The organism is Streptomyces sp. NPDC054975, from assembly GCF_053609105.1.
On the sequence record NZ_JBSGWV010000070.1, the window covers coordinates 1 to 21,346 of the forward strand.

The 21,346-nt window shown below is 73.1% G+C and carries 2 protein-coding genes; both read right to left on the bottom strand.

Going from position 1 to position 21,346, the window contains the following annotated elements; all coding sequences use genetic code 11:
* A partial coding sequence (locus ACWF79_RS32565; RefSeq protein WP_453731797.1) for a type I polyketide synthase occupies positions 1 to 6,878 on the bottom strand: 6,878 nt, incomplete at its 3' end.
* 76 nt (positions 6,879 to 6,954) lie between these two features.
* The gene (locus ACWF79_RS32570) at positions 6,955 to 21,234 is read right to left on the bottom strand and encodes an SDR family NAD(P)-dependent oxidoreductase (RefSeq protein ID WP_453731790.1); all 14,280 of its coding nucleotides are present in this window, start codon (positions 21,232 to 21,234) and stop codon (positions 6,955 to 6,957) included.
* Positions 21,235 to 21,346: the final 112 nt, after the last annotated feature.

Consider the following 21,346-nt stretch of genomic DNA (forward strand, 5'->3'; position numbering starts at 1 on the left):
TGGTCCAGCACCGCACGCCCCGTCGCCAGTGTCCAGGCCACGTCCACGGGGTTTGTGGCGGTGGTCTCGGCGTACTCCAGCAGTCGGCCCGCCTGGGCCTCCAGTGCTGCCGGTGTCTTGGCCGACAGCACCCACGGCACCACCGGCACCGGGACAGTGGGAGCCGTGGCTTCCTGGGTGATTTCCTCTGGCTCTTCGATGATCACGTGGGCGTTGGTGCCGCTGATGCCGAAGGAGGAGATGCCCGCGCGTCGGACGCGGCCGTCGGCCTGCCATGCGCGGGGCTCGGTGAGTAGTTCGACCTCGCCTGCGGACCAGTCGACGTGTCCCGTCGGCTCGTCCACGTGCAGGGTCTTCGGCAGCATGCCGTGCCGCATGGCCTGCACCATCTTGATCACACCGCCGACACCGGCCGCCGCCTGGGTGTGCCCGATGTTCGACTTCAGCGAGCCGAGGTAGAGCGGGCGGTCCTCCGGGCGTTCCTGGCCGTACGTCGCCAGCAACGCCTGTGCCTCGATGGGATCGCCGAGGCGGGTGCCGGTGCCGTGGGCCTCGACGGCGTCGATGTCCGCCGGGGTAAGGCCGGAGTTGGCCAGGGCCTGGCGGATCACCCGCTCCTGGGACGGGCCGTTCGGGGCGGTCAGGCCGTTGGAGGCGCCGTCCTGGTTGATGGCGGAGCCGCGCACGACGGCGAGGATGTTGTGGCCGTTCTTCCGGGCGTCGGAGAGGCGCTCTACCAGGAGCAGGCCGACACCTTCCGACCAGCCCGTGCCGTCGGCTCCGGCGGCGAACGGCTTGCACCGGCCGTCGGCGGCGAGACCACGCTGACGCGAGAACTCCACGAACGCGGTAGGGGTCGACATGACCGCCACACCACCCGCGAGGGCCAGGTCGCATTCGCCGCTGCGGAGCGCGTTTGCCGCCCAGTGCAGGGCGACCAGGGAGGACGAGCAGGCCGTGTCGACCGTGACCGCGGGGCCTTCAAGGCCGAACGTGTAGGACAGGCGGCCCGAGATCACGCTGGAGAGGTTCCCCGTCATGAGGAAGCCCTCGTACTCCTCAGGCGTGCTGCTGAGTCGGGATGCGTAGTCGTCGTACATCGCGCCGGTGAAGACGCCGGTGTTGGTGCCGCGTACGGTCGCCGGGTCGATTCCGGCGCTTTCGAAGGTCTCCCACGCGGTTTCGAGGAGGAGTCGCTGCTGCGGGTCGGTCGCGGTCGCCTCGCGCGGCGACATCCCGAAGAACTCCGGGTCGAACTGGTCCGCCTCGTGCAGGAAACCGCCCTGCCGGACGTACGTCGTACCAGCGGTGTCCGGGTCGGGGTCGTACAGCTTCTCGATGTCCCACCCACGGTTGGAGGGGAAGTCGGTGATGGCGTCGGTGCCTTCGGCGACGAGTCGCCACAGATCCTCCGGGGAGGACACGCCGCCGGGGTAGTGGCACGCCATGCCGACGATGGCGATCGGTTCGTCGGCGGCCGAGGTCGTGGTCGTCTGGACGACAGCCTTGGCTGTCGTCGTGCCGGCGATCTCCTGGCCGAGGTGGGCGGCGAGTGCGGCGGGTGTGGGGTAGTCGAAGATGAGCGTGGTGGGGAGCCGTAGGCCCGTGGCGGTGTTGAGCTGGTTGCGGAGTTCGACGGCGGTGAGGGAGTCGAAGCCGAGTTCCTGGAAGGCCCGGTCGGCGTCGATCGCGGTGTGATCGGCGTGGCCGAGGACCGATGCCACGTGCGTGCGTACGAGGTCTACGAGCGCCTTCTCCCGCTCCGATGCGGAGAGTCCCGCCAGTGCTGAGCCGGCGCTTGTCGCCGCAGCGACAACGGTTGCGGCGCGGCGAGGGGCTGCCGGGACGAGGCCGCGCAGCATGGCCAGGGCTTCGCCACCGCGCGCCCGGAGGGCTGCGGTGTCGATGCCGGTTGCGGCGAGGACCGCGTCGCCCGTGGTGTGTGCGGCGTCGAACAGCTCCATGGCGTGGGTGGAGCTGAGCGGGCGCAGGCCTGCGCGTGCCATGCGCTTGAGGTCGACGTCTGCCAGTCCGCCGGTGATGTCGCTGGTCTCTTCCCACAGGCCCCATGCGAGAGAGGTGGCGGGGAGGCCTTGGGCGCGGCGGTGTTGGGCGAGGGCGTCGAGGAAGGTGTTGCCCGCCGCGTAGTTCGCCTGGCCTGCCGTACCGACCAGGCCGGCGAGAGAGGAGTACAGGACGAAGGCGGAGAGGTCGTGCTCGCGGGTGAGGTCGTGCAGGTTCCACGCAGCGTCGACCTTCGGGCGCATGACGGCGGCCAGTCGGTCCGCTGTCAGGGATCCGACCAGCCCGTCGTCCAGCACGCCTGCGGTGTGGATGACGGCGGTCAGCGGGCGGTCTGCGGGTATCTTCCGCACGACCCGGCCGAGCGCCTCGCGGTCTGCGGCGTCACAGGCGACGACGTCCACGTCGGCGGCGCCCAGTGCGGTGAGTTCCTCGCGGAGTTCGGTCGCGCCGGGGGCGTCGGGGCCTCGTCGGCTGAGGAGCAGGAGATGGCGTGCGCCGTGTTCGGTGACCAGGTGGCGTGCGAGTACGCCGCCGAGCGCCCCGGTCGCGCCGGTGATCAGGACGGTGCCTTCCGCAGCCCAGCGCGGCTGCTCGCTCACCGGGTCGGTCGTGCTCTGGAGCGCTCGGGCGAGGCGGGGTACCCGCAGTTCACCTGACCGGACCGCAAGCTGCGGCTCGCCGGAGGCGAGGGCGGCCGTGATCCAGCGCGGCAGCGCGTCCGCGCCGGTGCCTTCGGTGGTGTCGGTGTCCAGGAGGGTGATGCGGTCGGGGTGTTCCGTCTGGGCCGCGCGCAGCAGGCCCCATACACCAGCGTGGGCCAGGTCTGTTACGTCTTCGTCGGCGCCGGCTGCCACGGCACCTGCTGTCACGACGACCAGCCGGGAGTCGGCGAACCGTTCCTCCGCCAACCAGCCCTGCACCAGGCCGAGTACCTCAGCGGTCAGTTCATGGACGGCCTCGGCCACGTCGCCGCGGTGGGCGTCGGAGAACAGTGGAAGCAGGAGGACCGGCGGGGCGTCGGCCTCGGTCCCGACCGTGCCGGCCACCGTACGGAGATCCGGGTACGACTGGCCGGAAGAGCCGGACGACTCCGGGCTGGAGATCCGCTTCCACTCCACCCGGTACAGGCCGTCGCCGGCGCCCGACCCTGCTGCACGAAGGGCGTCCTTCGACAGAGGACGCAGCGCCAGTTCGTCGACGCGGGCGACCGGGGTGCCCGTGCCGTCGGCCAGGTCCAGGGTCACCGATTCCGGGCCCGTCCGGGTCAGACGTACCCGCAGCATCGAGGCACCCACGGCGTACACGTTCACGCCCGACCAGGCGAACGGGAATCCGGCCTGGCCCGCCGCGTCGGCCACCCCGGGCAGGAGGGCGTGCAGCGAGGCGTCGAGGAGGGCGGGGTGAAGGATGAAGTCCGCAGAGCCCGCACGCAACTCGTCCCCAAGGGCGACCTCGGCGAACACCTCGCTCTCGTTCGCCCCCTTCCACACGCGGCGCAGGCCCTGGAAGGCAGGGCCGTAGCCGTACTCCTGCTCGGCCAGGCGCTCGTATACGCCGTCCAGTTCCACCTCTACGGCCCCGGCGGGCGGCCACGCCAGCAGGTCGCTGGAGACCGCTGCGGAGTCGTCGATCTCGGTGAGGAAGCCGGATGCGTGAAGGGTCCAGGGAGCGTCGCTGTCGTTGTCGGGGCGCGAGTGGATGTCGATCGTGTGGCGTCCGGCTCCGTCGGGAGCGCCGACACGGACCTGGAGCTGGACGCCGCCCTGCTCGGGGAGCACCAGAGGTGAGGCCAGGGTCAGGTCCTCGACCTGACCGACACCGAACTCCTGGCCTGCACGTGCGGCCAGTTCCACGAAGCCCGTACCGGGGAACAGCACATGGCCCAGAACGGCGTGGTCGGTGAGCCAGGGATGGGTGTGGAGGGAGAGGCGGCTGGTGAAGATGTGCTCGTCGCGGTCGGCGATCGCCACTGCCGCGCCCAAGAGGGGGTGGCCGGTGTCGGTGAGACCGAGGCCGGCTGCGTCGGCTGTGGCCTGGGCCGCTGCGAGCCAGAACCGTTGGCGCTGGAAGGCGTAGGTGGGGATGTCAGCGTGCCTGGCGCCGGATCGGGCCAGGTAGGTCTGCCAGTCCACGGGGGTGTTTCCCTGGGTGTGGAGCTGGGCGAGGGCCGCGACGAGTGTGTCCGGTTCCGCGCGGTCGCGCCGCAGGAGCGGGATGGCGGTGGTGTTGTCGGTGGTGTTTTGGACCATGGCGGAGAGGACTCCGTCGGGTCCGGCTTCGATGATGGTCGTGGCGCCGAGACCCGTTAGGGCCGTCGTGGCGTCCGCGAAGCGGACGGCTCCTCGGACCTGGTCGGTCCAGTACTGGGCCGTGCGGAGGTCGTGGCCCTCCGCGAGCTGGCCGGTCAGGGTGGAGACCACCGGGATGGTGGGTGCCTGGTATGTCAGTTGGGCTGCGATGGTGTGGAACTCGTCCAGCATCGGGTCGATGTGAGGGGAGTGGAAGGCGTGCGAGACCGTGAGTCGCTTTGTCTTCCTGCCCTGCTGTTCCATCGTGGCAGCGATGTTCTGGACGGCGTCTTCGTCGCCGGAAATGACCAGGGAGGTGGGGCTGTTGATGGCTGCGATCGCCACCCGCTCGGTCAGGAGAGCGGTGATCTCGTCTTCGGTTGCTTCCACCGCTGCCATGGCTCCGCCGGTGGGCAGGGCCTGCATGAGCCGGGCCCTGGCCGTGACCAGTTGCGCTGCGTCGCTCAGGTTCAGGATGCCGGCGACGTGGGCGGCGGTCAGTTCGCCGATGGAGTGTCCGGCCACCAGGTCTGCTGTGACGCCCCAGGAGGAGACGAGTCGGTAGAGGGCGACTTCGGTGGCGAAGAGTGCGGGCTGCGTCCAGCCGGTGTCGTCCAGCCCGGCGCCCGACGCAATGACGTCGCGCAGAGGCCGGTCCAGATGCGCGTCGAGCGCGGCTGCGACCTCGTCGAAGGCGGCGGCGTAGGCGGGGAAGGCTTCGTAGAGTTCCAGGCCCATGTTGATCCGCTGGGCACCCTGGCCCGTGAAGACGAACGCCGTCTTCCCACCCGTTCGCGCGCCCCGGACCACACCCGGGCCGGTCTGGCCGCTGGCGAGCGCCCGCAGGCCGGTGAGGAGTTGCTCGCGGTCCCGGCCGGTGATCACGGCGCGGTGGTCCAGCACCGCACGCCCCGTCGCCAGCGTCCAGGCCACGTCCACCGGGTCGGAGGCAGTGGTCTCCGCGTACTCCAGCAGTCGGCCCGCCTGAGCCTCAAGCGCTGCCGGCGTCTTGGCCGACAGCACCCACGGCACCACCGACACCGGAACCACCGGGTCAGAGGCCGAAGCCACCGGAGCAACCGGGTCAGAGGCCGAAGCCACCGGAGCAACCGGGTCAGAGGCCGAAGCCACCGGAGCAACCGGGTCGGAGGCCGCAGCCGCGGCCTCCTCGGTGACCTCCTCCGGCTCCTCGATGATCACGTGCGCGTTCGTGCCGCCGAAGCCGAAGGACGAGACACCGGCCCGGCGGGGCTCTCCGGTCTCGGGCCAGGGCAGGTGCTCCCGGAGGAGTTCGACGGCGCCTGAGTCCCACTCCACGTGGGGGGTCGGCTCGTCGACGTGCAGCGTCTTCGGCAGCATGCCGTGCCGCATCGCCTGCACCATCTTGATCACACCACCGACACCAGCCGCAGCCTGCGCGTGGCCGATGTTCGACTTCAGCGAGCCCAGGTACAGCGGGCGGTCCTCAGGCCGCTCCTGGCCGTACGTCGCCAGCAGCGCCTGCGCCTCGATCGGGTCACCCAGGGCCGTTCCGGTGCCGTGGGCCTCCACGGCGTCGACCTCGGCGGCCGTCAGGCCCGCACTGGTGAGGGCCTGACGGATCACGCGCTCCTGCGAGGGGCCGTTCGGCGCGGTGAGGCCGTTCGACGCGCCGTCCTGGTTCACCGCCGAACCGCGGATCACCGCCAGCACCTGGTGCCCGTTCCTCCGCGCGTCCGACAGCCGCTCCACCAGCAGCAGGCCCACACCCTCGGCCCAGCCGGTGCCGTCGGCGCCGGCCGAGAACGACTTGCAGCGCCCGTCGGCGGCGAGGCCGCGCAGCCGGGAGAACTCGATGAAGGCGACGGGCGTCGACATGACGGTCGCGCCGCCCGCGAGCGCCAGGTCGCACTCGCCGCGGCGCAGGGCCCCCGCCGCCAGGTGGAGCGCCACCAGGGAGGACGAGCAGGCCGTGTCGACCGTGACGGCCGGGCCTTCGAGACCGTACGTGTAGGACAGCCGGCCGGACGCGATGCTGCCCGCGCTGCCACTGAACAGATAGCCCTCGTTGCCGTCGGCCGGAAGGTTCGGGCGGGAGCCGTAGTCGTTGTACATGACGCCCGTGAAGACACCCGTACGGCTGCCCTTCAGGGAGCCGGGGTCGATGCCGGCGCGCTCGAAGGTCTCCCAGGCGGTCTCGAGGAGGAGCCGTTGCTGCGGATCGACGGCGAGAGCCTCGCGCGGTGACATCCCGAAGAGCTCGGGGTCGAACTGGTCGGCGTCGTGCAGGAAGCCGCCTTCGCGGGCGTACGACGTGCCGGCCTGCTCCGGGTCGGGGTCGTACAGCTTCTCGATGTCCCAGCCGCGGTTGTCGGGGAACTCCGTCACCGCGTCCACGCCGTCGGTCACGAGCTGCCACAGGTCCTCCGGAGAGGACACGCCCCCGGGGTAGCGGCAGGCCATCGCGACGATCGCGATCGGCTCCTGCTGTTTGTCCTCGACCTCACGCAGCCGCTTGCGTGCGTCACGGGCATCCGCGATCGCCCGCTTGAGGTAGTCGCGGAGTTGTTCCTCGCCCGCCATGATGCTCTCAGCTCCCCGCTGTGTTGACGTGGTGACTTGTCGTGAAGGTGTGTGGTCCCGGCCCCGGCCGGGCGTGGTCCTACTCCAGGTCGTCGAGCAGCGCGAAGAGCTCCTCGTCGCTTGCCGCGTCGAGATCCTGGTCCGGGCTGTCGGCGGACGGCTTGCCCGCCGCCTCGTCGGCGATGTCCAGCAGTTCCCTCAGCCGGGCCGTGACCTGGCCGTGCGCGCTCTCGTCCGAGGCGAGGGCCTTGATCGCCGACTTGAGCTTGGCGAGCTCCGCGAGAACGGGGCCGGCCGACGGTGCGCCGTCCGTTCCGAGTTGCTCACCCAGGTATGTGGCGAGAGCCGCGAGGTTCGGGTGGTCGAAGATGAGGGTCGTGGGCAGACGCAGGCCGGTGGTCGTGTTGAGCTGGTTGCGGAGTTCGACGGCGGTGAGGGAGTCGAAGCCGAGTTCCTGGAACGCCCGGTCGGCGTCGATGGCCGTGGGGTCGGCGTGACCGAGGACGGACGCCACGTGCGTGCGTACCAGGTCGATCAGCACCTTCTCCCGCTCCGCGGCAGGCAGTCCTGCCAGCCGGTCCGCCAGCGACGAAACACCGCCCGTTGCCGCGGCGCTTCCCGCCCGGCGGGGTGCTGCGGGGACGAGGCCGCGGAGCATGGCCAGGGCATCGTCGCCGCGCGCCCGCAGGGCGGCGGTGTCGATGCCGGTCGCGGCGAGCACCGCGTCCCCCGTGGCGTGCGCGGCGTCGAAGAGGGCCATGGCCTCCTTCGAAGCCAGCGCACGCAGGCCGGTACGAGCAAGCCGTTTCCGGTCCACGTCGGCCAGCCCATCGGTGATGTCGCTGGTCTCCTCCCACAGGCCCCATGCGAGGGAGGTGGCCGGAAGGCCTTGGGCAGCACGGTGTTGGGCGAGGGCGTCGAGGAAGGTGTTGCCGGCCGCGTAGTTCGCCTGGCCCGCCGTGCCGAGGAGGCCGGCGAGAGAGGAGTACAGGACGAAGGCGGAGAGGTCGTGCTCGCGGGTGAGGTCGTGCAGGTTCCACGCCGCGTCGACCTTCGGGCGCATGACCGCGGCCAGCCTCTCCGCCGTCAGCGATCCGACCAGCCCGTCGTCCAGCACACCCGCCGTATGGACGACGGCGGTCAGGGGGCGGTCCGCGGGTATCTCCCGCACGACCCGGCCGAGCGCTTCGCGGTCCGCCGCGTCGCACGCCACGACGTCCACGCCGATGGCTCCCAGTGCCATGAGCTCGTCACGGAGTTCGGTCGCACCGGGGGCGTCGGGACCTCGTCGGCTGAGGAGGAGGAAGTGGCGGGCGCCGTGTTCGGTGACCAGGTGGCGTGCCAGTACGCCGCCGAGTGCGCCCGTCGCCCCAGTCACCAGGACCGTACCTTCGGCCCAGCGCGGCTGCCCGCTCACCGGGCCCGTGCTCTGCGCCGCGCGGGTGAGGCGGGGTACGCGCAGTTCACCCGACCGGACCGCAAGCTGCGGCTCGCCGGAGGCCACCGCAGCCGCGACCGACTGGGGCAGCCCCTCCGCGTCGTCGACGTCCAGGAGCACGATGCGGTCGGGGTGTTCGGTCTGGGCGGCGCGCAGCAGGCCCCATACGCCCGCGCGGATCAAGTCCGTTACGTCTTCGTCGGCGCCGGCTGCCACGGCACCTGCTGTCACGACGACCAGCCGGGAGTCGGCGAACCGTTCTTCCGCCAACCAGCCCTGCACCAGGGCCAGTACCTCAGCGGTCACCTCGTGCACCTTGCCCGCCACATCGCCCCCGTGGGCGTAGGAGAGCCCGGAAGGCTCGGAGTGCTCGGGCAGCAGCGGAAGCAGGAGGACCGGCGGAGCGTCGGCTTCGGTCCCGACCGTGTCGGCCACCGTACGCAGGTCCGGGTACGACTGCCCGGAAGCAGCGGCAGAAGCAGCGGCAGAAGCGGCGGTGGAAGCCGACGTCGACGCCGGTGTGGGGAGCGGCCTCCACTCCACCCGGTACAGGCCGTCTCCGGCGCCCGAACCGGCCACTCGGAGGGCGTCCTTCGACAGCGGTCGGTAGGCCATGGACGCGACGGTGGCGACCGGTGCGCCGGTGCCGTCGGCCAGGTCCAGGGCCACCGACTCCGGGCCGGTCCGGGTCAGGCGCACCCGCAGCACCGAGGCGCCCACCGCGTGCACGCTCACCCCGGCCCACGTGAACGGGAGCACCGCGACGCGGTCCTCGTCCACGACACCCGGCAGGAGCAGATGCAAGGCCGAGTCGAGCAGCACGGGGTGGAGGCTGAAGACGCCCGCCTCGGTGCGCTGTTCGTCGGCGAGGGCGACTTCGGCGAAGAGTTCGCCCTCGTTCGTGCCCTTCCAGGCGCGGCGCAGGCCTTGGAAGGCGGGCCCGTAGGTGTACTCCTGCTCGGCCAGGCGCTCGTAGGCGCCGTCGAGTTCGACCTCTGCGGCTCCGGTGGGCGGCCACGTTGTGAGGTCGGCCTGGTCCGTGGATACGGGGGTGGTGGTGAGGGTGCCGGTGGCATGGGTGGTCCAGGGGCGGGTGTCGTCGTCCGTGTCGGGGCGCGCGTGTATCTGGAGCGTGCGGTGGCCGGAGTCGTCGGCGGGGCCGGCGACGACCTGGAGCTGGACGCCGCCGCGTTCCGGCAGGACCAGCGGCGCCGCCAGCGTCAACTCCTCCACCCCCACCGCACCGACATGGTGGGCGGCGTGCAGGGCGAGTTCCAGCAGGCCCGCTCCCGGCACCAGCACCACGTCCGCGACGGCGTGCTCGGTGAGCCAGGGGTGGCTGCGTCGCGACAGGCGACCGGTGAGGACGTACTCGTCGCGGTCGGCGATCGTCACCGCCGCGCCCAGCAGGGCGTGACCGGCCTCGCTCAGGCCGAGGCCCGCCGCGTCACCGGCGGTCTCCGGGGCGTCGAGCCAGTAGCGGCCGTGCTGGAAGGCGTAGGTGGGCAGGTCGTCGACGCGCCGGGCACCGGGGAAGACCGCGGTCCAGTCGGGCGCGACGCCTCGTACCGCCAGCCGCCCCAGCGCCGTACCGACCGTGTCGGCCTCGGGCCGGTCCTTGCGCAGCGCGGGCGCGAGCGAGCCGGCGTCGTCCGTCAGGCACTCCTCGACGAGGGCGGTGAGCACCCCGTCGGGGCCGAGCTCCAGCCAGTCGGTGACGCCCAGCTCCTCCAGGTGACGCACACCGTCGGCGAAGCGGACCGCCTCGCGGATGTGGCGCGCCCAGTAGTCGGGCGAGGTGAGCTGGTCGGGCGTGGCCGTCGTGCCGGTGACGTTCGAGACGACCGGGATCGTGGGGGAGTGGAAGGTGAGTCCTTCGGCGATGGACCTGAACTCCTCCAGGACGGCGTCCATGTGGGGCGAGTGGAAGGCGTGCGAGACCGGCAGGAGCTTGGTCTTGACGCCGACCTCACGCCACCGTGCGACGACCTCGTTGACCAGCAGCTCGTCACCTGAGATCACCGTCGAGCGGGGACCGTTGACCCCGGCGACGACGACGGCGTCGCCGAAGTCGGTGAGCGACTCGCGGACCTCCGCCTCGCTCGCCTGGACGGCGGCCATGGTGCCGTCCTCGCGCGCGGCCTGCATCAGTCTGCCGCGCTCGGCGACCAGGACGCAGGCGTCCGCCAGGTCCAGGACACCGGCCAGGTGGGCCGCGGTGACTTCCCCGATCGAGTGGCCGAGGAGGTAGTCGGGGGTGATCCCGTGGTGCTCGAAGAACCGGAACAGCGCGGTCTCCAGCGCGAAGAGGGCGGCCTGCGTCATGACGGTCTGCCCAAGGAGCGCGGAGTCGGCGCTGCCCTCGGGGGCGAACACGACCTCCTTCACCGACCGGAACAGCTCCCGGTCGAGCTGTGCGCACACCGCGTCGAAGGCGGCGGCGAAGACCGGGGACGTGGCGTAGAGCTCCCGGCCCATGCCGAGGCGCTGCGACCCCTGCCCCGTGAGCAGGAACGCGAGCTTGCCGCGTCGAGCGGTGTTCCCGTGGACGATCGCCCAGGTTCCGGGCCCGGTGTCCGAGGCACCGTGCCCGGTCGCCGACGTTCCCTCCCCGGTCGTCGAGCCACCCTGCCCGGTCGCAGAGGCGCCGTCCGCCAGGGTTGCCAGGGCGCGTACGAGAGCGTCCCGGTCGGTGCCGAGGACGGCCGTACGGTGTTCCAGGGTGCCGCGCGTCGTGACCAGCGACCAGCCGATGTCCGCCGCCGTGGCGTCCGGGTTGCCGACGGCGTACGCGTGCAGGCGTCGGGCCTGGGCGCGCAGCGCCGTGTCGTCGTGGGCGGAGAGCAGCCAGGGGACGGGCAGGCCGGTGGCGCCGGGGCCGTCGGTGTCGGGTGCCGAGGGCGTCGGCTCGGTACGGGCCGGCTCTTCGATGATCACGTGGGCGTTGGTGCCGCTGATGCCGAAGGAGGAGATGCCCGCCCGCCGGACGCGGCCCTCCGCCGCCTCCCACTCGCGCGGCTCGGTGAGCAGCTCGACCTCGCCGGTGGACCAGTCGATGTGCGGTGAGGGTTCCTCGGCGTGCAGGGTCCTCGGCAGGACACCGTGGTCCATCGCCTTGATCATCTTGATGATGCCGCCGACACCGGCCGCCGCCTGGGTATGCCCGATGTTCGACTTCAGCGAGCCGAGGTAGAGCGGGCGGTCCTCCGGGCGTTCCTGGCCGTACGTCGCCAGCAGCGCCTGTGCCTCGATGGGATCGCCCAGGCGGGTGCCGGTGCCGTGGGCCTCGACGGCGTCCACGTCAGCCGCGCTCAGGCCGGAGTTGGCCAGGGCCTGGCGGATCACCCGCTCCTGGGACGGGCCGTTCGGGGCGGTGAGCCCGTTGGAGGCGCCGTCCTGATTCACCGCCGAACCACGTACGACGGCGAGGACCTTGTGACCGTTCTTGCGCGCGTCCGACAAGCGCTCCACGAGCAGCAGACCGACCCCCTCCGACCAGCCGGTGCCGTCGGCCTCGGCCGAGAAGGACTTGCACCGGCCGTCCGACGCGAGACCACGCTGCCGCGAGAACTCCACGAAGACGTTCGGCGAGGACATCACCGTGACGCCACCCGCCAGCGCGAGGTCGCACTCTCCGCTCCTCAGCGCGTTCGCCGCCAGGTGCAGGGCGACCAGGGAGGACGAGCACGCCGTGTCGACCGTGACGGCCGGCCCTTCGAGGCCGTACGTGTACGACAGACGGCCCGACACCACACTCGACAGGCTGCCGGCGAGGGTGAAGCCCTCGAACTCGGGCGGGGTGCTGCTGAGTCGGGATGCGTAGTCGTCGTACATCGCGCCGGTGAAGACGCCGGTGTTGGTGCCGCGTACGGTCGCCGGGTCGATTCCGGCGCTTTCGAAGGTCTCCCACGCGGTTTCGAGCAGGAGTCGCTGCTGCGGGTCGGTCGCGGTCGCCTCGCGCGGCGACATCCCGAAGAACTCCGGGTCGAACTGGTCCGCCTCGTGCAGGAAACCGCCGTGGCGGACGTACGAGGTGCCGATGCGGTCCGGGTCGGGGTCGTACAGCTTCTCGATGTCCCAGCCCCGGTTGGACGGGAACTCGCTGATCGCGTCACCGCTCTCGGCAACGAGTCGCCACAGGTCCTCCGGCGAGGACACGCCGCCGGGGTAGCGGCAGGCCATGCCGACGATGGCGATCGGCTCGTCCGCCGTGGCGGCCTTCGTCTCCACGACCGGCCTCCGCGCCGCCGTGCCCGCCACCCGGCTCAGCAGGTGGGCCGCGAGCGCGGCGGGGGAGGGGTGGTCGAAGACGGCGGTCGCGGGCAGACGGAGGCCGGTGGCCGTGTTGAGCTGGTTACGCAGCTCCACCCCGGCCAGGGAGTCGAAGCCGAGCTCCTTGAAGGGGCGTTCCGGGTCGACCGTCGCGGAGCCGGAATGGCCGAGGACCGCCGCGACGACGCCGCGCACGAACTCCCGTACGGCGTCGAGGCGCTCGTCCTCCGGCAGTGCGGCGATGCCCTGTGCCCAGTCGCCACCCGCCGGGGTGGCGCCGCCGCTCCGCTGCGCGCGGCGCGGCCGGGTGCGGACCAGGCCGCGCAGCAGGGCGGGGACCAGGCCGTCGGCACCGGTGCGGGCCTTCGCCGGGTTCATGGCGGCCGGGGCCAGCAGGGGGCTGTCGGCGGAGAGGGCCGTGTCGAAGAGGGCGAGGCCCTGCTCGGGGGTCAGCGGGGCCACACCGATGCGGGCCCAGCGGGCCAGGTCGGCGTCACCGAGCGTGCCGCCCATGCCGAACGTGCCGTCCCACAGCCCCCACGCCAGGGAGGTCGCGGGCAGGCCGGCGGCGCGGCGGTACGCGGCCAGGGCGTCGAGGAACGCGTTGGCGGCGGCGTAGTTGGCCTGGCCCGCCGTGCCGGTGAGGCCCGACAGGGAGGAGAAGACGACGAACGCGCCGAGGTCGAGGCCGCGTTCCCGCGTGAGCGCGTCCAGATGCCACGCGGCATCGGCCTTCGGGCGCAGCACGGACTCCAACTGCCCTGCGGTGAGGTTCTCCACGGTGGCGTCGTCGAGCACTCCGGCGGTGTGCACGACGGCGGTCAGCGGCCGCTCGGACGGGATGGCGTCGAGGACGGCCGCGAGGGCCTCCCGGTCGCCGGCGTCACAGGCGACGAGCTGCGCCTCGGCGCCGAACTCGACGAGCTCCGCACGGAGTTCGTCCGCACCCGGGGCCTGCGGGCCGCGGCGGCTGAGCAGCAGCAGATGCCGTACGCCGTGCCGCTGGGCCAGGTGGCGCGCGATGAGACCGCCGAGTCCTCCGGTGCCTCCGGTGATGAGGACGGTGCCCTCGGGGTCGAATCGCGGGGTGCTCTCCGTTGCGGTGGCCTCGGGGGCCAGGGCGTACGTGGGGTCGGTGGCCGTGGCGTCCGCGTGCGTGGGGTCGCTGGTCGTGGTGTCGGCGGCGGGCGTCATCGTGGTGCGGGCCAGGCGGGGGGCGTGGAGCTGCCCGGCGCGTACGGCGAGCTGCGGCTCCTCACCGGACACGGCGGCGGCGATCAGGCCCTCCGTGGCGTCCGAGGCACCGGCCTCCGTGTCGACGTCGACGAGCAGCAGGCGCCCGGGGTGCTCGGTCTGCGCCGAGCGCACCAGACCCCATACGGGGGCGGTGGCGAGGGCGCCGATCCCGTCGCCCGGGAGCGCCGCCACCGCGCCACGCGTGACGAAGGCCAGCCGTGCGTCCTGGAAGCGGTCGTCGGAGAGGAAGCGCTGGACGAGACCGAGGGCGCGGCGGGCGGCGTCGTGCGCGGCGCTCACCGGGTCGGCGTCCTCCAGGGCCCAGCGGTCGGTACGTACGACGACGGTGTCGGCGCCGACGACACTGCCGAGGCCGAAGTCGTCGCCTTCGTGCGTGTCGGGCAGGGTGGCCGGGCGGGAGCCGGTCGTGTCCGGTGTGGAGACCGCGGGCCATTCGACGGTGAACAGCGCACCCGCTCCGCCGGTGGCGGGAGCCACAGCGTCCTTGGCGACCGCGCGGAGCGTCAGGCTCTCCACGGACGCGACGGGGGCGCCGGTGGGGTCGGCGACGGTGAGCGAGACCGTGTCGTCCGGCGAGCTGCCGGAGCCCGAGCCGGATCCGCTGTCGGAGCCGGAGGCGGAACCGCTGTCGGTCGCCGGAGAGATCCGCACGCGCAGGGCGGTGGCGCCGGTCGCGTGGAGGGACACGCCGGACCACGCGAACGGCAGCTTGATCCGGTCCGACGGACCCGACCGGTCGTCGGCGTAGGCCAGGACGAGGGGGTGGAGAGCGGCGTCCAGCAGCGCCGGGTGCAGGGCGAAGTGCGCGGCGCTGTCGTGGTGTTCCGCGGCGAGGTTCACCTCGGCGTACAGGTCGTCGCCGTCGCGCCACAGGGCGGTCAGGCCCTGGAACGCCGGCCCGTACGCGTAACCGAGCTCCGCGAGCCGGTCGTAGACGTCGGCCAGTGGCTGCGGCGAGGCGTCCGCCGGGGGCCAGGAGGCGGTCGTCGCCTCCCGCACCTCGGGAACGTCGGGCTCGGGCATGAGGGTTCCCGTGGCGTGACGGGTCCAGGGAAGCTGCTCGGCGTCGACGCCGTCGGGGCGGGCGTGGATGCTGAACGGGCGGGCGCCCCGGTCGTCGGGGGCGCCGACGGCCACCTGGACCCGGACGGCGCCGTGCTCCGCCAGGGCGAGCGGGGCCTCCAGGGTGAGGTCGTCGACGCGGGCGGCGCCCGTGTGGTCTCCGGCCGCGACCGCCAGCTCCAGGAAGGCGGTGGCCGGTACGAGGACGGCGCCGCCGACCACGTGGTCCGCCAGCCACGGCTGCCCGTTGAGGGAGAGGCGGCTGGTGAGGACCACGTCCTCGCGGTCGGCCAGGTGCACGGCGGTCGTCAGCAGCGGGTGCCCGGCCGGGTCGAGGCCCAGCGTGCGGGCGTCGGCGCCGCGCTCGGTCACGAGCCAGTAGTGCTCGCGCTGGAAGGGGTACGTCGGCAGCTCGGTCCGGCGGCCGGCGGGGAAGAACGACGCGGCGTCGAGGGCCGCGCCGTTGACGTACGCCGTGGCGAGGGCGGTGGCCACGGTCTGCGCTTCGGGCCGGCCCGCGCGCAGCAGCGCGACGGCGGTGACATCGGCCTGCCGCGTACCGGAGACGTCGGAACGGGAGATGTTGGAGCCGGAGCTGTCGGAACCGGGGCCGTCGGAACGGGCGCCGTCGGCCTGGGTGTCGCGTGCCGCCTCGACCGCCATGGCCGTCAGGACGGCGTCGGGGCCGACCTCGACGAAGACCGTGGCGCCGCGCTCGCGCAGGGTGCGTACGGCGTCCAGGAAGCGTACGGGCTCCCGGATCTGCGACGTCCAGTAGTCGGGCGAGGTGAGCTCGGCCGTGGTGGCGAGCGCGCCCGTCACGGTGGACACGAGCGGGATGCGGGGCTCGTGGAACCGCAGACCGGAGGCCACCTCACGGAACTCCGCGAGGATGCCGTCCATGTGCGGCGAGTGGAAGGCGTGGCTCACGTTCAGGCCGCGCGTCTTGCGGCCGCGCTCGCGCCACAGCGCCTCCACCGCGTCGACCGCGGCCCGGTCGCCGGAGACGACGACGGAGTCGGGGCCGTTGACGGCCGCGAGGGCGATCTGCCCCTCGAACGCCTCCAGGGTGGCGGCGACCTCGCCCTCGTCGGCCTGGATCGCCGTCATCGCCCCGCCCTCGGGCGCGGCCTGCATCAGCCGGCCCCGGGCGGCGACGAGCGCGGCCGCGTCCCGCAGCCCGAGCACACCGGCGGCGTGCGCGGCGGCCAGCTCACCGATCGAGTGCCCGGCGAGCAGGTCGGGGGTGAGCCCGTGGTGTTCGAGGAGCCGGAACAGCGCCACTTCGACCGCGAAGAGGGCGGGCTGCGTGTACGCGGTGCGGTGCAGCAGCGCCGCGCGTTCGCGCCCCTCGGGAGTGTCCTCGTCGGCGAGGACGACGTCCTTCAGGGGAACGTCGAGGTGCGGGTCGAACTCGGCGCAGACGGCGTCGAAGGCCCGCGCGTAGACGGGGTGCGCGGCGTACAGCTCGCGGCCCATGCCGACGCGCTGCGCGCCCTGCCCGGTGAACAGGAAGGCGGTCCCGCCGGACCGGGCGGCGTTCGCGGTCACGGTGCCCGGTGCGGCCGCGCCGCGAGCGAGCGCGTCGAGACCGGCGAGCAGCTCCTCGCGGGTCGTGCCGACGACGGCCGCGCGCTGCTCGAACGCGGTACGGGCGGCCAGGGAGCGGCCCACGTCCTGACCGGTGACCTCGTCGTCCTCGCTCAGCCGCGCGTGGAGCCGGCCGGCGTGCGCCCGCAACGCGCGCTCGTCCCGCGCGGACAGCACCCACGGGACGGGGAATCCGGCCTGCGACGGAGTCGGGGATCCGGCCTCCGACAGGACGGGAATTCCGGCCTCCGACGCAGTCGGGGATCCCGCGCCCGTGCCGGCGTCCGGACGGCCGGTCCGCTCCCCGCCGGCGGCGCCGGCCGGTGTGGCCTCCTCGATGATCACGTGGGCGTTGGTGCCGCTGATGCCGAAGGAGGAGACGGCGGCGCGGCGCGGCCTGCCGGTCTCGGGCCAGGGCCGTTCCTCGCGGAGGAGCGACAGCGCGCCGGAGTCCCAGTCGACGTGCGGGGACGGCTCGTCCACGTGGAGCGTCCTCGGCAGGACGCCGTGCCGGATGGCCTCGACCATCTTGATGACTCCGCCGACACCCGCCGCGGACTGGGTGTGGCCGATGTTGGACTTGAGCGAGCCGAGGTGGACCGGCTCGCCGCCCTCGCGGCCCTGCCCGTACGTGGCCAGCAGCGCCTCGGCCTCGATCGGGTCGCCGAGCCTCGTACCGGTGCCGTGCGCCTCGACCGCGTCGACGTCGCCCGTGCCGAGGCGGGCGTCGGCCAGGGCGTCGCGGATCACCCGCTGCTGCGACGGGCCGTTGGGGGCGGTCAGGCCGTTGCTGGCACCGTCCTGGTTGATGGCGGTGCCGCGGATGACCGCGAGGACCTGGTGGCCGTTCCTGCGGGCGTCCGAGAGGCGTTCGAGGAGCAGCAGACCGACACCCTCGGCCCAGCCGGTGCCGTCGGCGGAGGCGGCGAAGGACTTGCAGCGCCCGTCGGGCGACAGGCCGCGCTGGCGCGAGAACTCCAGGAACATGCCGGGTCCCGACATGACCGTCGCGCCGCCGGCCAGGGCCAGGGTCGTCTCGCCGTCGCGCAGCGAGCGCACCGCCATGTGCATCGCCACCAGGGACGAGGAGCAGGCGGTGTCGATGGTGACGGCGGGGCCGACGAGGCCGAGCTGGTAGGCGATCCGCCCGGACAGGATGCTGGTGTGACCGCCGGTCAGCAGGTGTCCCTCGATGCCCTCGGGCGCCTCGTCCATGCGCGGCCCGTAGTCGAGGGCGGTGCCGCCGACGAAGACGCCGGCGCGGCTGCCCTTGAGCGCGTGCGGGTCGAGACCCGCGTGCTCCACCGCCTCCCAGGCGGTCTCGAGGAGGAGCCGCTGCTGCGGGTCCATGGCGAGTGCCTCGCGCGGGGAGATGCCGAAGAACGCGGCGTCGAACGCGCCGGCGTCGTGCAGGAACCCGCCGTGCCGGGCGGTGCTCCTGCCCGTGCGCTCGGGATCCTGGTCGTAGAGCTCCTCGTCCCAGCCGCGGTCGACGGGGAACTCCGTGATGGCGTCCCTGCCCTCGGCGACCAGGCGCCACAGCTCCTGCGGCGAGGAGACGCCGCCGGGGAAGCGGCAGGCCATGCCGACGATGGCGATCGCCTCGTCGGCGCGGGCCCGGCGCGGGCGGCGTGCGGGCGCCATGGCCGAGCGCGCCCCGTGGGCCGCCGGTGCCTCGCCGGCCGCGCCCTCGTCGGCGTCGGGGGCGGGGGCGTCGAGGACGGCCGTCGCCAGGTGGTCGACCAGGCTGTCGAGGGTCGGGTGGTCGAAGAGCAGCGAGGTGGGCAGCCGGAGACCGGTGGCCTTGCTCAGCCGGTTGCGCAGCTCCACGGAGGTGAGCGAGTCGAAGCCCAGGTCCTTGAAGGTACGCCGGGCGTCCACGGCGTCGGACTCGTACTCCAGGACGGCGGCGGCCTGCTCGCGGACGAGCGCGGCCACCGCGCGGCGCCGTTCCTGCTCGTCGACTCCGGTCAGCCGGGTGTGCAGTTCCGCCGCACCGGCGCCGTCCGCGTCCGAGGTGGTGCGTACGTCCTCGCCGACCCAGTAGCGGCGCCGCTGGAAGGCGTACGTGGGAAGGTCGACGCGGGTCGCTCCGGAGCCCGCGAGGTGGCCGGCCCAGTCGACCGGCACGCCCTGCACCCAGGCCTCGGCGAGCGAGGCGAGGAACCGGCGGGGGCCGCCCTCGTCGCGCCGCAGTGAGCCGATGAACACGGCCTCGCCCGCGCCGCGGGCCTCGGCGGTCTGCTCGATGCCCACGCCCATGAGGGGGTGGGGGGACATCTCGATGAACGTCGCGTCACCGTCGGCCAGCACGGCGGCGACGGTCTCCTCGAACCGTACGGTCTGCCGCAGGTTGCGGTACCAGTAGGCGGCGCCCATCTCGGTACCGTCGAGGGGGCCGGCGGTCACGGTGGAGTAGACCGGTACGTCGGCGTGGCGCGGCTCGATGCCGGCCAGTACGGACGCGAGTTCGGCCTCGAGCTCCTCCACCTGGGCGGAGTGCGAGGCGTAGTCGACGGGGATGCGGCGGGCGCGGACCTCCTGCTCGGCGCACCGGGCGAGGAGTTCGTCCAGCGCCTCGCTCTCGCCGGCGACGACGACCGAGGCCGGCCCGTTGACCGTGGCCAGGGAGAGCCGGCCGTCCCAGGCGGCGATCCGGCCCGCCACCTGCGCGGCGGGCTCGGCCACGGACACCATGCCGCCGCGGCCGGCGAGGGCCCGCAGGACCTGGGAGCGCAGCGCGACCACGCGGGCCGCGTCGCGCAGCGACAGGGCGCCGGCGGCGCACGCCGCCGCGATCTCGCCCTGGGAGGCTCCGACGACGGCCATGGGGGTCACTCCGTGGGAGCGCCAGAGCTCGGCCAGCGACACCATCACCGCGAACAGCGCGGGCTGGACGACGTCAGCCCGCTCGAACGCCGGAGCGCCCGGCGCCTGGCGCAGCACGTCGCGCAGGTCCCAGTCGACGAACTCGGCCAGCGCTGCGGCGCATTCGTCCATGCGGCGGGCGAACGCGGGGGCGGTGTCCCACAGTTCCACGGCCATGCCGGCCCACTGGGAGCCCTGGCCGGGGAAGACGAACACGACGCGGTCCGCCGCCGGGCCGGTTCCGCGCGCGGGGCCCTCGACGAGCCCGGGCACGCTGTCGCCTGCCGCCAGCGCGCGCACTGCGGCGATCAGTTCGTCCTGTCCGGCGCCGACGACGACGGCGCGGTGCTCGAAGGCGGTACGGGCCGCGGCGAGCGTTCCGCCGATGTCCAGGGGCCGCAGCGCGGGCCGCTCGGCGGCGTACGCGGCGAGCTGGTCGGCCTGGGCCCGCAGGGCCCGGCTGCCGCGCCCCGAAAGGACCCAAGGCACCACCGGATCCTCGGTGGTTCCCTCGGACACCGCCCGTGCACGCCCCGATGCCTCCGGGGCCTGCTCAACGACGACATGGCAGTTCGTGCCGCCCATGCCGAACGAGCTGACGCCGGCCACCAGGGGACGGTCGGGCCGCGGCCACGGTGTCAGCTCCCGCTGCACCGCGAGACCGAGCTCGTCCAGGGGGATACGGGGGTTGGGGGTCTCGAAGTTGAGGCTCGCGGGGATCTGCCGGTGCCAGAGGCTCAGCAGCGTCTTGAGCAGCCCGACGATGCCCGCCGCGCCTTCCAGGTGGCCGACGTTGGTCTTGGCGGAGCCGACCAGCAGCGGGTTGTCCGGCCCGCGCCCCCGGCCGAGCGCCGCGCCGAGAGCGGCGGCTTCCAGTGGGTCGCCCACCGGGGTCCCCGTCCCGTGCAACTCCACGTACTGCACGTCCTCGGGAGCCACACCGGCCTGCTCGTACGCCTGGCGCAGGACGTCCTCCTGGGCCTGCGGGCTGGGCACGGTGAGTCCGGGAGTGGCGCCGTCGTTGTTGACGGCGCTGCCGCGTATCACGCCGTAGACGCGGTCGCCGTCGGCGAGCGCCCGGCTCAGCGGCTTGAGGACGACGACGCCGGCGCCCTCGCCCCGGACGAAGCCGTTGGCGCGCGCGTCGAAGGTGTAGGTCTGCCCGTCGGGGGAGAGGCCGCCGAACCGTTCCTCGGTGACGGCCGCCTCCGCCAGGATGTTCAGGTTCACACCGGCGGCGATCGCCATGCCCGACTCGCCGGTCCGCAGCGACCTGCACGCGAGGTGGACGGCGACGAGCGACGACGACTGGGCCGCGTCCACGGTGAGGCTGGGGCCGTGCAGTCCCAGGTGGTACGAGACGCGGTTGGCGATGACGCCGCGGTTCACGCCCGTCATCGTGTGCTGGGTGATGGCGGCGGCGCCGTGCTGGTTGACCAGGCCCGCGTAGTCGTCGCGCAACGAGCCCACGAAGACCGCGGTGCTGCTCCCCTTGAGCGTGGCCGGGACGATGCCGGCGTCCTCCAGGGCGGCCCACGTCAGCTCCAGCACGATCCGCTGCTGGGGGTCCATGGTGACGGCCTCGCGGGGCGAGATCCCGAAGAAGGAGGCGTCGAAGTCCCCGACGTCCTGGAGGAACCCGCCGCGCCGCGCCCCGGCCGGGACGTCGTCTCCCGGCAGGAGGTCCTCGTCCACCAGCGACTCCCAACGGCCTTCCGGCGCGTCGCCGACGGCGCTGCCGCCCGTGCTCAGCAGGGACCAGAGAGCCGCGGGCGTCGGCGCCTCGGGAAGCCGGCAGGCCATTCCGATGACAGCGACCGCTTCGCCGTGTCCGTCGCCGGTCGTCGCCACAGATCCCTGCTCAATCGTCATCGCGCTCGGATGCCCTTCCCTAGGTGAATCCCGCAAGGCACTTCGAGGGCACGCGATTTCACTTCCCAGTGAATGCGGTAAACGCCCCTTGGTGACACTTGATTCGAAACTC